Annotated in this window: 11 protein-coding genes and 1 pseudogene; 6 read left to right on the top strand and 6 right to left on the bottom strand. The window is 58.0% G+C overall.

All coding sequences use genetic code 11. From position 1 onward, the window contains the following. Positions 1-223 precede the first annotated feature (223 nt). Positions 224-1,306 (bottom strand): ABC transporter substrate-binding protein, encoded by a 1,083-nt coding sequence (locus ACVWZU_RS10420; RefSeq protein ID WP_457396030.1) that lies wholly within the window; start codon positions 1,304-1,306, stop codon positions 224-226. A 270-nt stretch (positions 1,307-1,576) separates the two neighbouring features. Here ACVWZU_RS10420 and argS point away from each other — a divergent pair, with 270 nt between their 5' ends. Further along, entirely contained in the window at positions 1,577-3,373 is a 1,797-nt protein-coding gene (gene argS / locus ACVWZU_RS10425; RefSeq protein ID WP_414355598.1) for an arginine--tRNA ligase, read from the top strand. A gap of 283 nt (positions 3,374-3,656) precedes the next feature. On the opposite strand, the gene ACVWZU_RS10430 is transcribed toward argS, so the two are convergent. Beyond that, entirely contained in the window at positions 3,657-4,022 is a 366-nt protein-coding gene (locus ACVWZU_RS10430) for a hypothetical protein (RefSeq protein WP_011433539.1), read from the bottom strand. 98 nt (positions 4,023-4,120) lie between these two features. On the opposite strand from ACVWZU_RS10430, the gene ACVWZU_RS10435 reads away from it, so the two are divergent. Further along, the gene (locus ACVWZU_RS10435) at positions 4,121-5,314 is read left to right on the top strand and encodes an RNA-guided endonuclease InsQ/TnpB family protein (protein ID WP_457444772.1); all 1,194 of its coding nucleotides are present in this window, start codon (positions 4,121-4,123) and stop codon (positions 5,312-5,314) included. Positions 5,315-5,349: 35 nt separating this feature from the next. Here ACVWZU_RS10435 and ACVWZU_RS10440 read toward each other — a convergent pair whose 3' ends face one another. Beyond that, on the bottom strand, positions 5,350-7,071 hold the full coding sequence (locus ACVWZU_RS10440) for a hypothetical protein (RefSeq protein ID WP_457444774.1): 1,722 nt from the start codon (positions 7,069-7,071) through the stop codon (positions 5,350-5,352). 262 nt (positions 7,072-7,333) lie between these two features. Between ACVWZU_RS10440 and ACVWZU_RS10445 the strand changes: the two genes are divergently transcribed. Next, complete coding sequence (locus ACVWZU_RS10445; protein WP_457388047.1) at positions 7,334-8,362, top strand: LysR substrate-binding domain-containing protein; 1,029 nt, start codon at positions 7,334-7,336, stop codon at positions 8,360-8,362. Here ACVWZU_RS10445 and ACVWZU_RS10450 read toward each other — a convergent pair. After that, positions 8,244-10,697 carry a hypothetical protein gene (locus tag ACVWZU_RS10450; protein ID WP_457444776.1) on the bottom strand — a complete coding sequence of 818 codons (2,454 nt, stop codon included), beginning with the start codon at positions 10,695-10,697 and terminating at the stop codon, positions 8,244-8,246. The two genes, ACVWZU_RS10445 and ACVWZU_RS10450, sit on opposite strands and share 119 nt — an antisense overlap. Positions 10,698-10,833: 136 nt before the next feature. Between ACVWZU_RS10450 and ACVWZU_RS10455 the strand changes: the two genes are divergently transcribed. From ACVWZU_RS10455 to ACVWZU_RS10465, 3 genes are all read left to right on the top strand, one after another. Continuing rightward, positions 10,834-12,411 (top strand): cryptochrome/photolyase family protein, encoded by a 1,578-nt coding sequence (locus ACVWZU_RS10455; protein WP_457444778.1) that lies wholly within the window; start codon positions 10,834-10,836, stop codon positions 12,409-12,411. A gap of 75 nt (positions 12,412-12,486) precedes the next feature. After that, a complete protein-coding gene (gene nrdR / locus ACVWZU_RS10460; RefSeq protein ID WP_414328718.1) occupies positions 12,487-13,029 on the top strand; it encodes a transcriptional regulator NrdR in 543 nt (180 codons plus the stop codon). Between the two features lie 263 nt (positions 13,030-13,292). Next, positions 13,293-14,111 (top strand): hypothetical protein, encoded by an 819-nt coding sequence (locus ACVWZU_RS10465; protein ID WP_457444780.1) that lies wholly within the window; start codon positions 13,293-13,295, stop codon positions 14,109-14,111. Positions 14,112-14,321: 210 nt separating this feature from the next. On the opposite strand, the gene ACVWZU_RS10470 is transcribed toward ACVWZU_RS10465, so the two are convergent. Beyond that, positions 14,322-14,531 carry an amidohydrolase family protein gene (locus ACVWZU_RS10470; protein ID WP_457444782.1) on the bottom strand — a complete coding sequence of 70 codons (210 nt, stop codon included), beginning with the start codon at positions 14,529-14,531 and terminating at the stop codon, positions 14,322-14,324. 80 nt (positions 14,532-14,611) lie between these two features. Next, positions 14,612-15,085 (bottom strand): annotated as a pseudogene (locus tag ACVWZU_RS10475) (hypothetical protein); the annotation flags it as partial. Positions 15,086-15,276 lie beyond the last annotated feature (191 nt).

The raw sequence follows: 15,276 nt of genomic DNA on the forward strand, positions 1-15,276 counted from the left end.
TCTCCCATCCACCAACGCGAACAGGTCTCCCGTCGGCCTCTTTCAGGAGCAGCCTGGGATCCCTGCCACGAAAAGCTTTGGGGATACTTCGCGGATGAGGGATCCAATAAGGACGCAGACCGCACCTGCAGCCAGAAATAGCCTCCCAGCAAGCAGGATGAGTTGGCCTGCACCGGCAAGCCAATAGACAGAGGCTTCAAAATCGTTGCTGGCCTAACCCAGATTATCCAATCATCCGCTCAGACTTGGGTGGGAGCAGACTTCCATCAAACACTTGCTCTAGAGAGGGCTTAGTGGGCAAGCCAAAGCCATCCACCACCTGAGCAATTGAGGTTTCCATACGCGCGGGCACCACATCCCCCAAGCCAATTTCTCGCACCTCATCGGTAACAAACAGGCGCGGCATGGCCAGGGCGAGGCGCAATTTCTCAGTTGCCATATCCAGCACCTGCCCCTCGGCTTTGGCTTTGTCCAGAAGGGCCAACATGTTGCCATCGGTGTCGCGGATGGTGTCTTGCCAACCCTTAACATACGCCCGCAAAAAAGCTTTGAGCTGCTCCGGTTTTTCCTGCAGCAATTGCACACGAGTGATGAGCGCATTGCCGTACAGCTCAAGGCCATAGTCGTTGTAAAGGAAAGCCGTGATGTCCTCCAAGCTGACGCCGCCCCGCACCAGATTGGGCATGGCTGAGGTCATAAAGCCGCTGATGGCATCCACCCGACCTTGGATGAGGAAAGGTTCGCGCAACTGCGGCTCCATAGTTACCCACTCCACCGAGCCCGGATCGATGCCGACTTGCTTGGCAAAGACCGGCCAGAGCCGACGCGGCGCATCCCCTGCCGGCGCTCCCAGCTTCTTGCCCGCCAGTTGGGCCGGCTCCCCAATGCCCTTATCTTTCAAGGTGTAGATGCCAAAGGGAGAGCGATTGAAGTGGACATAGATCGCTACCAAGGGCACGTCCGGATTTTTGGCATTGAACTCGATCATGGAGTAGGGATCCCCTTCCCCCAGGTCGTACTGGCCAGCGGCAATCTTGGTGATGGAATCGGCGGAGCCATAGCCGCGCTCGTAGGTGACCTCCAGCCCCTCTTCGGCGAAGTAGCCCTTCAAGATCGCCGTTACAAGGGGGGTATCCATCGAAGAGGGCAACCAAGAGAGGGTAAACTTCAGGGGCGTCAGTCCCTGGGAAACCAGAAGCGGCCCGCGGCTCTGAGCCCTCGCCTTTAGCCCTCCAACGGCAACCCAAGAGGCAGCCGCAGCAGCAGATTGAAGGAATTGACGACGCGACGATTTCGGGATGGACATATCTATATGCTCCACAGCACCTGGCTCAGTAGGGATCCGCAAACGGGAATGCGGCAAACAATGGAGTGAAGACTATAAGCAACCAACTTAGCAAGGCGGAGTCAAACTTCTGTATTTGAGGATACCTTTACCTGCTGGGGGATCCCCTTTTAGCCAAGGTGAGAACTCTGCCTTGGTCATGGCCGGTTCGTTGCCGGTATGATAGTGCTCCTGCTGCCGCAGGGATCCCGATCGCCATTGCTCTTAACTCACGTGTATCTCTCTTCAACCATGGCCATCCAATCCCCTTCCACCTCCCTGGTTCGCTTTCTCGCCGGTGCTGTATCTGAGGCCATTCGACAGGCAGCAGAAGCAGGCCAACTGGGATCCCTGGCTCCCCCACAAGCCGCAGCCATTGCCCCCGTGATCCAGATCCCCAATGACCCTCGCTACGGCGATTACGCCTGTCCCACCCCCCTGGGCATGGCCAAAGCCTGTCGCATGGCACCGACACAGATTGCCCAAACCCTGCAGAGCCATCTGGATCTGCCGGACATCGAAACCCAAGTGGCGGGGGCCGGGTTTATCAACTTCCGGCTGGGGGATCCCTTTTTGGCCGAGCGCCTGCAGGAGCTGCTGCATCTGGGAGAACACTTCGGCAAAACAGCCACCCCCCATCCCGAGCGCATTCTGCTGGAGTTTGTCTCCGCCAACCCGACGGGGCCTTTGCATGTGGGCCATGGGCGTTGGGCTGCCGTCGGCTCCACAGTGGCCAACCTGCTGCGCTGGACGGGGCACCAGGTGGAGCGGGAGTTTTACATCAACGATGCCGGCAACCAAATGCGGCTCCTGGGCCAGTCCCTCGAGGTGCGGGTGCGGCAACTGCAGGGGGAAGACATCGCTTTGCCGGAAGATGCCTATCACGGCACCTACTTGATCGAGATGGCCCAACGTCTCTTGGAGCAGGTGAAAGCCGGGATCCGCCCTCTGCCCACCACCTTGGAGGAATATATTGATTTGGCCTACGGGGAAATGCTGGCCTGGCAGAAGCAAACTCTCCAGCAATTGCGCACCGAGTTCGATCACTGGTTCAGCGAACGCCGCCTGCACACCCCGGATCCCGAGACGGGCCTGAGCGCCATCCAACAGACTTTACAGGAGCTGGAAGAACGCGGCTTTCTCTACAGGGCCAAGGCTCCCCGGGGTGAGGATCCCAAGCCAGGGGCCGAAGAGGCCGTCTATTTCAAAACCCAAGAATTTGGCGACGACAAGGATCGGGTGGTGCAAAAGGCCGATGGTTCGTTCACTTATCTAGCCGCCGATATTGCCTACCACCGGGATAAAGTGCAGCGGGGATATCACCGGCTGATCAACATTCTCGGCTCGGATCACCATGGCTATATCGGCCGCTTAAAGGCGGCGGTGGGTGCCTTCAGCCCAGATGTCAAGCTGGAAATCTTGATTGGACAATTTGTCAAATTGTTCAAAACCGACCCGCAAACCGGTGAGAAAACCGAAGTGCGCATGTCCAAGCGCACCGGCAACTTTGTCTCACTCAATGACCTGATCGAAGATCCAGAAATTGGCGTGGGGGTCGATGCAGCCCGCTGGTTTTTGCTTAGCAGCAGCATGGACAGCCCCATCAACTTCGATTTGGATTTGGCCGTCAAGCAAACTTTCGATAACCCGGTCGTGTATGTTCACTACAGCCATGCCCGCTGTTGCACTCTGCTGCGGCGGCTACAGGAAGAAGAAAAGGTTGAACTGACCAACAAAGTCCCTTTGACGGAGCAACAAAAACTGCCCTACAAAGAGCCAGAAGAGCGGGCCCTGCTGCTGCGCTTGTTGGCCTTGCCGGATGAGCTGATCGCCGCTGCCGAAGAGCGCGCTCCCCACAAGATCATCCGCTATGCAGAAGCCATCGCCGCCGATTTCAACAAGTTTTACGACAACTGCCGTATTTTGCCGCTCTTGAAAGAGGATCCCCTTTTGGCCCAAGCCCGCATCCAATTGGTGCAGGCCACGCAGCAGGTTTTGTTTAACGTCCTCACCGGCATTCTCGGCCTGAGCGCGCCGGAGTCTATGTGATTTACGAAGGAGTGCCGTAAGGCCCCCAGCTCACGCTCTGGGCGGAAGCCAGCTATAGCGGTCGCGAGTAGGTCAATTGCAATAAACCGTTCCACAACGCATAGTCATTTATCTCACCGTCAAGGTGAAACAAACGACCGGTTGCTTCCTGCTAAGGCCTCTGGCCCGCTAGCGCGATCAGTTGAAATAGATGGTAATAAAAACCACGACTGCTATCAGCCCCTTTGATTCCGGTAACGCCGATCCCCGTCTCGATGAGGGAGAGGAGATAGGGCTCAAGCGCCTAAGTTTCGACTCTGTGGGCGCGCAAGAGCAAGTTGGTTCCCAAGTCCTCTTGGGCTGCCCAAAAGGCGCAAATCCACCACGAAACCTCGTCTTGGCGATAAATGCCACAGGTGAAAGGATAAGGTTGCAAAATATTCGCCATCTGCGCTAAGGCCGGAACTTCCGCCATGTAGTCGGCCCACACTTGGGGATCCAAGGCTTCGTAGGTGAAATCGGAAGGAAAGAATGTGCAACTGGATTCCAGGCTGGGCCGGTTGGTCAGCAACAATTGAGCAGGATCTGAGGATTCACAGCCCAAGCGATCCCCGATCTGAAAGGTCAGTTGAAACAGGCGGTTAATCAGATCAAATTGCTCAGGGCTCATAAGTTCAGAATTCCTAACTTTCAGCTAGAAATCGCAGGAGCCCCGCACTGTACCCGTAGGGTCAGTGCCGGGAGGAATGCGGAAGTTACGATAGAACCATGACCCAAGTCCTGACCGTCTCCTGCAAGCTCAAGGTGTCCCAGTCGCAAGCCGCCAAATTGGACGCGACCTTGGCTGCTTTCGGCCAAGCCTTGAACTGGGTCAACCAAAACACACCAGAGAAGGTAGTTAACGCCGTTAAACTTCAATCTCTGTGCTACCGCCAAATCCGGGCCCGGTTCGGCTTGTCCAGTAACTTGGCTCAGCAGGTCTGCAGACGGCTGGCCGGTGCCCGTAAAGTTGCCCGACAGGAAAACCGTCCGGTCAAAGCGTTCAAGAGAGGCTTTGCGACCTACGATGCCCGTATCTTTTCGTTTCGCGAGAAAGACTGGACGGTGTCGCTGACCACCGTTGGGGGTCGAGAGCGCTTTGAGCTGGCGATTGGCCGCTACCAGAGAGAACGGCTGGCGGGCTCCAATCCCAAATCTGCCACTCTGGTCAAGCGCAAAGACGGTTCCTACTCCATTCAAATCTGTGTGGAAACGGAACCGTGCCCACCGCAAGGCACGGATAGAGTGCTGGGGGTGGATTTGGGAAGGACGGATATTGCCCATACGTCAGAGGGTGATAACTGGAATGGACAGCAGTTGAACAAAGTCCGAGACCATCACTCGCGGTTGAGGGCGGTACTTCAACGCAAAGCCAGTAAGGGCACCCGCAGTTCGCGGCGCAGATGCAGAGAACTGTTGCAACGGCTGTCTGGCAAGGAGAGGCGCTTTCAGGCGTGGGTCAATCATCGCATCTCCAAAGCTATTGTCTCTAGGGCAAAGGCGACAAACAGCGCTATCGCTCTGGAAGACCTGACAGGGATCCGGGAAAGGGTCAATCAACAGCCGCGCAGCAAAGCCGAGCGGCGCAGGGCCAACAGTTGGGCGTTCTACCAACTACGTCAGTTTCTGGAATACAAGGCGAGGGCTGCAGGGGTTTCTCTGGTTCTTGTACCGCCTGCTTACACGTCGCAGACCTGTCACCGGTGCTTACACATCCACCCTGAGCAGGGCAAGTCCTACCGCAGTGGCAAGTCGTTCAAGTGTGGGCACTGTGGATGGGAAGGAGATGCGGATTTGAATGGTGCGAATGTGATTGCGCTTTTGGGGGCTGTCGTAAACCAGCCTAGAGGTTCGGGCCTGTTTTGTTCTCTGGTAGAGCAGAGCAGGCTCAGGGCTACTGAAAGCCCGCTCCGTACCGCTTAGCGGTCGGAGCCGGGTAGTTTACATTGGGATGGGCGTTAGAGTTGACAGGTGCGACGGCTGCGCTCCAGCTCCGGCTCGATCCAGGAGAGGGCGAAGTGACTCACACAGGGCAACTGCGGGAAGCGGCGGGCCAGCTCTGCTGTTTGGGTTTCCAGGCTGGGGCGTTGCCGCTGGGCTTGTCCCCATAGACCGGCAATGGCCGGGCAGACAAAGGTTTGGGGAGAGGCCACAGCCAGGACCTGCTCCACCTGCTGCGCCACACAGGAGCTATCCTCGCACTTGGCATAGGCCATTGGGTGCCATTCCATACCCGGATCAAAGCGGTCCCAGGGTTGCAGACGAGCGTCAAACCCTTCTCCTACTGCTTGGTTGCCTTCTGGGAAGAAGACAGCCCCCACCGGGATCCCCAGCCTCTGGGCGGGTTGGGCGGCCTGCTGTAGATAATCGAGAACGCCGTAGCGGGCAAACTCGACGCTCAGCTGCCAAAGCTGCTGCTGCCAACGTTCTTGGCGAACGGCGGCGCTGGGGGTGGGGGAAGGGGCAGGAGTTGGTGCTGCTGCCTCAGAACTGGAATCCGCCGGTTTCTCCAGACTCTCTGGTAAATCTTTTGCAGAGGAAAGCTGATCCCCCTGCCAATTCCTGCTGGCCATGTCTTGGGTAGCCCAGTCCAGTAACTCTGGGGAAAGCGCCCATTTCTCGGTCGGGCTGGGCCAGGGATCCCCTGGCTGCCGCCACCTGGGCTCTTCGGCATAGGTGGCATCCAGATGGAGAACATCTGCCACTGCAATGTAGCCCTGGCTTAGGTAGCGCTCCAGCAATGCCCGACCCGCCGGGTTTTCTGCCAAATTGAGGTAGGCTTTCCGGGCGGCCTCTCCATGAATCCACAAGTCTCGGACGGTGGCTGCCACGCTGGATCCCCCTGAGCCACGCGGATAGCGAATGTAGTCGAAAAGGATCCCATCTGGCTGTCGCTGTAGAATGCGGCGGACCAACTCGGCAAAATCCCGCCGTGCCAAGGGATGAAAGGGATCCACAAACACCTCATCCGGGCTGCCCAAATCTTCCCCAAGGGCTGTTGCCGGATCCAGAACAGTGGTTATGCCGCGACCGTTGCGGGCCAGGACCACCTGTCGATCGGGCCGTTGTCCGTAGCTGTAGCCGAAATTGAGGGAAAACACCCAAGCATAAGCAGACAAACCGCGGCGTCGTGCCGCCTTCAGAGCCAGATCCAACAAGTCGGCGTTGGGCTGTAAGCTGGGCCAGATCCCCCCTGCGCCATCCGGCAAAATAGAGCGGCCATCGTAAAAGGTCTCGATAAAGACGCGGTTGTAGCCCAGGTTTACCACTTGGTCGAATACCTGATCCAACACGCCCGGATTGGCATCACAGGGATGCAGACGTACCCAGATGGCCTGGATCTGGGGCCAGCGTTGGCTGCGGCAGGCGATCAAGGCAGCGCCATGTTCGGCCAAAACTTGGGTGTACTCGGCCCAAGCAGCATTCGACTGGGCAGCCTGCTGGCGCAGTTGAGCCTTGCGCGCTACCTCCTCGGGCAGCTGTCGGCAGTAGGCGTCGAGCCGAGCAGCCAAGTGGGATCCCCTCTGTTCCGCACTGTCTACGGAACCAGAGCTGGGGAAAAGGGAATGGCCGGGCCACAAGAACTGAGCCTGGGCCGTGATTCCGGATCCCAGCAACATCAGCGCGCCCAGCACACCCGCAAGCCAGCGGATCCCTTGGTTTTTCGGCAGTCTCAGCACCCTCAACCTCCACGAGAATGTCTGCGATCGTACTCTTCTCCTGCCCAGAGAGCGGCTATTGAAAAAAAACAGCCGCCCGTGCCCACACCGGCGCAATCCCTTGGTCGATCTCTACCTTAAGTCCGAGTGGTAGGGGGTTGCTCTTCGGTTTTGCCCCTTCCGCCACTGTGACCGTTAGCCAGGCTCTCATGGGGATCTCGCCAAAAGGCATAGATTAGCGCTTATGATTTAGTAGTAAACCTTTAGCTTTTCTTGATTGTCCATGAAGGCCATTACCCTGCATCAACTGCAAATCTTCGAGGTTGCCGCCCGCCACCTGAGCTTTACCCGCGCTGCCGAAGAGCTCTACCTGACCCAACCCACGATTTCCATGCAGATCAAGCAATTGAGCAAAGCCGTGGGGTTACCGCTGTTTGAACAGGTGGGCAAGCGGCTGTATCTCACCGAAGCGGGGCAAGCTTTACACCAAACCTGCGAGAAGATTTTTGAACAATTGAATCAATTTGAGATGACCCTTGCCGACCTGAAGGGGTTAAAGCAGGGACGGCTGAGCATTGGAGTGGTCACCACTGCCAAATACTTTATTCCCCGTCTTCTGGGGCCATTTTGTCAGCAGTATCCCGGCATTGACGTAGCTCTTAAGGTGCTCAACCGCCAGCAGGTTTTGGAGCGGATGAGCAACAACATGGACGATCTCTACGTGATGGGGATGCCGCCAGAAGATCTGGACGTGGTGGCGCAACCTTTTCTGGAAAATCCTTTGGTGGTGATGGCCCCCATTCATCATCCCCTGGTGGGCCAAAAGCGGATCCCTCTGGCGCGCATTGCCCAAGAACCTTTTTTAGCCCGTGAACCCGGCTCCGGCACCCGCATGGCTGTAGAGCGGCTTTTTGAGAAGCATAACCTAAAGCTCAACATCCGCATGGAGATAGGCAGCAGCGAAGCCATTCGCCAGGGCATTGTGGGTGGATTGGGCATTTCGGTTTTGTCTCAGCATGTGTTGGCCTTGGGGGGGTGGCAGCATCATCTGGCTATTTTGGATGTGGAAGAGTTTCCCATTCGGGGGTTCTGGCATTTGGTCTATTTGCGCTCTAAACGTCTTTCGGTGGTGGCCAAAGCTTTTGCCGACTTTCTTCTTTCCCAGGTTTCTCAAATGGAGCTGGACTTTGTGGCTAAAGAGCAGCACAAATCCAATTCAAATCCCAATCCAAATCCGCTTTCCGGCAAAGAGGCTGAAGCACAGCCGAGAGCTCTTGTCGCAACCCCCGGATCCCCTCAAAGTCGTGAGTGAACAATACTCGCAAAAACCCCAGGTAAGCCCGCGCCCACTCGTCTTCCGGATCCAGCTCGACGATCTGTTGAAAATGCAACTGAGCTGCTTCTGGTTGTAACAGCGCCGCCAACATCAAGCCCAGTTGGTAGTGGCTTTGGATTTGCTGGCTCGGTTGGCCTTGGGCAGCAGCCTGTTGCCGTTCCCCCTCCAGCAGTTGCCGTACCAGGATGCGATCTGGATCCGTCAAAAAAGTCGGGTATTGCAGGGTTGTCCAGGCATTGAGGTAAAGGGAGAGGGCCTGCAGATCCCCAGCGGCAGCAGCTCTGGCCGCCTCGCGGAGAGGAAACAAGGGATCCGTTACAAGGGGGGATCCCTCCTTCGGGAAGCTCGACAGGGATCCTCTCCAGGATTGGTGTAGGGAATGGCGGGTCCCTTTGGGCAACTGCCATTCCAGGTGGAGAAGGCCACCTCTTGGGAAGTCGGTTGTGGGCAGCGTCAAGATCTCTTCCACCAGCCAGCCGCCTGTTGAGTTGAGCTGCAGGCGATTCTGCCCCAGCACCCAGGCCCGCTTCTCCAAAACCCGTCCTTGCCCATCTTCCAGCCGCGCCCAAACCAGCGTCTGGGCCAAGTTCTGAGCTGGGCCTTGCCAGCGCAACTTCCAGGCCGGGATCCCCAGCTCCGACAGCGTCTCAACCTCCACCAGCTCCACCTCCCCAGCTTCCAGAGGCCACTTCTGCACCGTCACTCTTGGCATGCGAGGGAAGTAGGTGTGCAGCCGACCCAAGGTAGGCAACTCCACCGCCGGATCTTGTCGCCAGTCTGGGCTGCTGCGCAGGTGCTGCCGGATCTGCTCCTTAGTCGGGCCATAGGGGCCGATAATCCCCTGTTCCCCTTCCGCATCCACAAACCCATCCAGCAAGGAGAGCTCCAACTCCGGCCAGGGGGTTTGCCCGGCAGCGCGGAACGTAACCGGCCAGCGCTGAAGAGCCGCCAAGTAGGTGAGGGTTTCGGAAGAGATCAGCTCTGTGTTGGGGAGAACCCCCAGCGTGGTGGTCAAGCCTGGCTGGATCAAGGATTGGATCCACTGCGTCAGCTCCTGTGTGGGGTGCTTCCCCTGCCAGCGCATCTGGATCCCCGTCCACAGAGGGGCCACCCCTGGGGTGAGGGGCCGACCCAAATTGGCCAAGGCCAAGCAGCCCAGAACTAGCCCTGCACAGACTCCCCTTTGCAAAGCCCACGCACCCCGGCGTTCCTCCAACCACCGGCAAGCCTTTTGGATCCCGCCTGCTGATAACACGGCCAAGAGGGGCAGCAGGGGTAGGGTGAAGCGCACATCTTTGATATCCACCAGGGTGTAGAGAAGGTAGCCGGAACCGTAGGTGGCCCACAAGACTGCCTCTCGCCTGTCCAGGGATCCCCACCCGCTCAGCAACGGCAACCCACACAAAAAAGGGCTCATCTGCAGGGGCAAAAGGCGCAAGTAGGCAGTCCACCAGCACAGGGATCCCGCTGGGCAAGTGATGTAGTAGTGGGCAGTCTCGGCGTAAGCCCAGCCATTGCTGAGCACAAACAGCCAATTGGCCCCATACCAGGGCCAGCACAAAAGCAGCATCACACCCATCCCCAAGGCCAAGTGGGCCAGCCGCGCCGGCCAAGGGATCCCTTTCCACCACCCCACCGCTTTCCCAGAGCGCCAGAGGGCCTGACCTGCAACTCCCACCAAAGGCAGCAGCAAAAACAGCACCCCTGTCCACTTGGTGAGCAGCACCGCCGCCACCCCCGCCCCCACCCCCACCGCCCCCCGCCAGGAAGGCTTCTCCCCATAGGCCCACAGCGCCCAAAACGCCAGCGTCACCGCCACCACCAGCGGCAACTCCAACATGTACACGTGGGCCAAAGCCGTGATCCCCGGATAGAGGAGCAGCAGCGCCGCCGCCAGCCAGCCCACTTCCCAGGAGCGATAGACCCGCTGTCCCAGCCGCTGGGTTGCCAGAACCAGAACCCCCAGCAACACCAAGTTGAGCAACTGCCCGTCCGCCCGGCTGAAGGGATGCAGAGCCGCCAAGGGGATCCCCAGCCAATAGGCCAAAGGGGGGTAGCGCTGGTTCAAATGCAAAAACTGCTGCCCCCACAGCCTATCCCAGCGAAACCGCTGCAGGTGAAGCCCAAAAGCCTGCGCCTGCAGCAGATGCTGGGCCTCATCCCACGCCGGCGGCAAGGGATCCGTGCAGTTCCAGATCACCAGCAGCAGCAGGGCCACCATCCCCAGCCCGGCCCACCACCGCAGGCAAGGGATCCCCGGCCTGTGGGGTCTCTCCGGCAATGTCTCTCTCTCCTCGTCTGTACCGTTCATGCCTTGAAAACAATCCGCAGAGATTCAGCAGACATTGGGATCCCTTGCAACTGCCACCTGGCCTTGCCCCCCAGAGCTAAACTCAACCTGTGTCATTCTCAGCGCTCCTCCCATAGACCGAGAGCTTCAGCATCCCATGATCGCTCCATCTGCCGGCCCAGAAGGGGTTTGGATCCTTGCGGATCAACTCCACCCCCAGCAATCCGCCCTCGCTTCCCTCTCGACCCTATCCCCAGACCGAGTTCCCGTCATTCTCATCGAATCTCACCGGTGGGCCAGCTCCCGCAACCACCATCAGCAGAAATTGGTGCTGGTCTGGTCGGCCATGCGCCACTTTGCCCAAGAACTGCAACAGCGGGGCTACCCAGTCACCTACGTGGAAGCCGACAGCTATGCCGAGCCCCTGCAAACCTGGGCCAAGCAGCATCAACTGCAGCAGATCCGCCTCATGCAGCCCGCCGATATTCCCATCCGGGAGGAGGTGGAAAATCTGAGATCCACCCTCCCCTGCCCCCTCCTGATCTTGGAAAACAACCACTTCCTCTGGAGTACTCGTCAATTTATCGACTGGGCCTCAGGCCGCAAGCGCCTGCTCCTGGAAGACTTTTACCGCGAAGGGCGAAGACGCTTCCGCATTCTCATGGATGGCCCCAAGCCCCTGGGCGGGCGCTGGAACTACGACCGGGAAAACCGCCATCCCCCCAAACCGGGAATGCGCTATCCCCAGCCCCTCACCTTTTCCCCCGATGCCATCACCCAGGCCGTGATCACAAAAGTTAAGCAACACTACGGCCATCACTTCGGATCCTTAGAAGGATTTGGCTGGGCCGTCACCCGCGCCCAAGCCCTGCAAGTGCTTGATCATTTCATTCACGAGCGCCTGCCCCACTTCGGCCCCTGGCAAGACGCTATGCAAGCCGGGGAAGACTTCCTTTTCCACTCGCTGCTTTCTCCCTACCTCAACTTGGGCCTGCTCACCCCCCACGAAGTCATCGCTGCCGTCGAACAAGCCTACCATCGCGGCGGGATCCCCCTGCCCTCCGCCGAAGGCTTCATCCGCCAGATCCTGGGCTGGCGGGAGTACATGCGCGGCTTCTACGAATACCAAATGCCCAACGGCTATGCCCAGAACAACTTTTTTGGCCACCAGCGACCCCTGCCAGAGTTTTTTTGGACGGGCAAAACCGACATGGCCTGTCTGCAGCACACCCTGGATCAAATTCGCCGTCATGGTTATGCCCACCACATCCAGCGGCTAATGGTGCTCAGCAATTTCGCCCTCATCAGTGGCATTCAGCCCCAGGCAGTAGAAGCGTGGTTTCAGGATGTGTTTATCGACAGCTACGACTGGGTGATGCAGCCCAACGTCATCGGCATGGGCCTTTTTGCCGATGGGGGCATGCTCTCCACCAAACCCTATGCCGCCTCTGCTCAGTACATCCGCAAAATGAGTGACTACTGCCGCCATTGCCGCTACAATCCCAGCGAAAAGGTTGGCAAACAAGCCTGCCCCATCAATACGTTGTATTGGGACTTCCTGTTGCGTCAGCGATCCCTCTTAGCCCCCTTGGGCAGAATGAAATGGGTATTGATCCATTTGGATCGCATGGAACCGGAGCTGAAGGCCCAGATCCAGGCGCAAGCCGCTGCTTGGTGGGATCCCTTGCAATCTGCACTCGACGAACAGAGTCCATCTCATTTGCAATCTGTCTAAGCACCAGAAGATTAAGCATCCGGTAAAATTGAGGCACCCTCCTACCCACCTGTCGCTTTGTAAGGACTGCAAGCCATGAAATGTCCCCGCTGCAGCAAACAAGAAATCCGAGTTTTGGAATCTCGTTCGGCAGAAGGTGGCCAGAGTGTGCGGCGGCGGCGAGAATGCATGTCCTGTGGCTACCGCTTCACCACCTATGAGCGCATCGAGTTCATGCCCATCATGGTCATTAAACGGGATGGATCCCGCGAAAGTTTCAACCGCAACAAGATCCTGCAAGGGGTGATGCGTGCCTGCCAAAAAACCCCCGTCACCGTCAGACAGATGGAAGAGCTGGTCAATGAGATCGAAGAAAAACTGCAATTGGAAGATGCCCAAGAGGTAACCAGCCTGCGCATCGGCGAGATGGTGCTGGAGCGCCTGCAACACCTAAGTGAGGTGGCCTACGTGCGCTTTGCCTCCGTTTATCGCCAGTTTCAGGGTATAAAAGACTTTGTCAATGAGCTGGAACAGTTGGAACCACCTCTGCGACGGGATCTGGAGCGGCTGCTGCAGGACTCCTCTGCCTCAAATTCCGAATCTCCTGGTTCTCCAGACTTGGTGGGAGAGTATTCGTGACGTGGGAACGACAGCGCAAGCCGGCCCTCCCTGGAAGCAGCGGGGAAATGGCGCTTGTGGGCGGGAAAAATTGCTGTGAAGAGATCGCCCATTCCAAAGGCTTAGCGGTATGCTTGGGGTAGTAATTGCGGCTTACACTAACGCTAGAGCTGCACGCCTTTAGATTGACGGTGTTCAGCACTATCCTTGGAGATCCCTGATATCTTGGATCCCTCTGTGTCAAGCTGTCCCAGCCCCCTGTCCTTCCGAGTCGATCCCAATTTATGCAATACGGTTTTCGGGGTTCTAACCCCTCTGGCGCTCGCAACAGCAACGGTAACCCCGGTGGTTTGCCCCGCAGTGGCTTTCGCTCCCCTGCCGCAATGGAGACCGGGCCAGGGGTGGTGCCGATTCAGGTGTATCAACAAGTGGCCGAAGAGTTGGAGTCTGCCCGTCAGCAGGTAAGCCTGCTCTCCTCCGAAAACCAGCGCCTGCGTGCTCTGCATCAGCAGTTGTCTGGAGAGCTCGCTGCCATCACCCAAGAGTTCCAGGGGCAATTGGGCCACACCCTGAAGCGCCTGCAGCAAATCAGCCTACGGCTTGCTGACGCAAATGGCCAGGCTGCCCAAGTTGCTGCAGCTTCTGAAGCCTCTTTCCAACAGAACAGCCCGACTGTCAATCCCGGCCAACCGGAAGCCCCTCCCAGCTACGATTTTTTGAATCGCCTCAAGCGCCGACAGGCCCGCAACGAGACCCCCTCCTTCTCATCCAACGGCTTTGCCCCGTCCTCCTTTGATTCCCTTCGCCACCCTTCCACCCACACCTCTGCCGAGCCCTACCCCCGCACTGGCTACCAGGTTCCTTCCCTGGACGAGTTGATGCAGGATAGGGGCGGCCCGGATCCCTATCTCGGCGAGGCAGACTCCTCAGCCTATTCCACCGGCATTTATCAGCGGGTACGGGAGCAACATCACGGATCCCAGGGCTCTGCCGTACTTTGGATGGCCGCTGCAGTCGTCTTAGTCATTGGATCGTTTGGGTTGGGATTTGTAGCCGTACAGCCGTTTTTGCGCAACAACCCACCGCCCGTGCAAGCACCCTGAGAGCTATTCACAGGATGCTCCAAAAGCCCGCTGGCGGGATTAGGATGCCCCCAATGCGCTCCGCACCACTGACGAATGACCAGGGGTTATATCTGTGATCCAGGCTGTCGCTGCTCCTCTGACGCCTAACACATTCTTCGAGCATATGCCCGACGAGGGCCGCTTTGAGCTGTGCAATAGAGTCACGGTCAAAATGCAGCCCACAGGTTCTCACAAGCAGGTGGCGAGCTTTTTGGCATAGCGGTTAGCGGTGCCCACGTGCAAATCCAGCAAGATCAAATCCGCTTTTTTGCCCACCTCCAAGCTGCCGATTTCCCCTTCCAGACCCAGACAGGCGGCACTGCCTTGTGTAGCCATCCACAAAGCCTGTTGCGCCGGCAGAGCAGCTCCATCCCCCGATCCCAACCGCTGCAGAAACACCGCCAACCGCATCTCCTCGATTCGATTTCTTCAGCCCCCACATGCACACAGTGGGCGGCCAAGGTCTGAGCACTCAGGGATCCCCAGCGTTTCAAACACTGCACCGGGGTCAATCCATAGCGAACCTGTAGAGTTTCCACTCCCCGGCGAGTTTCCGCCAGGTGGGTGTGCAGCCCCACTCCATACCTTTGGGCTAGAGCGGATCCCTGGACAAAACTCTCAGGATGGCCAGAATAAGGAGCATGGAACCTGACCCAGATGTAAATTTGCCCCTCCCCGCGTCCATGCCAAACCTGGATCAAAGCCTCCGTGTCCGCCAGGGATTCTCCCACTCCCCTCGGTTCGTCGATCACCTGTGGGCTGAGGATCCCTCGTAACCCCGACTGCAAGCTCACTGCTGCTGCTAGATGTCGATAGATGCCAAGAGTAACTACGGATAGGGATCGTGAAGTTGGATTACATCCCCCCCTCTCCCATGCCGTACACGAAGACCGCTCTGGCAGAACGAGCCAACTGGTGTAGAGCAGGTAACATGGCAAGCTAATGGTCGACAAAACTGTTACCTCACTAGCTTGCCTTCACCCAATGGTGTCAGCTTTCAGGTAGAGAGGCTTGACGGAAGCCAACCCCCCTATTGATTGGGTTCCTCTTGATTGGGTTAGGGTGGTGGGCCTGGCACCGAGCTAGGTTGCCAGCAGGTCGCCCTGCCAGTAGGTTCGCCGCTGATGCGTTTCACGTCCGAGTT

The organism is Thermostichus sp. MS-CIW-26 (assembly GCF_054059115.1).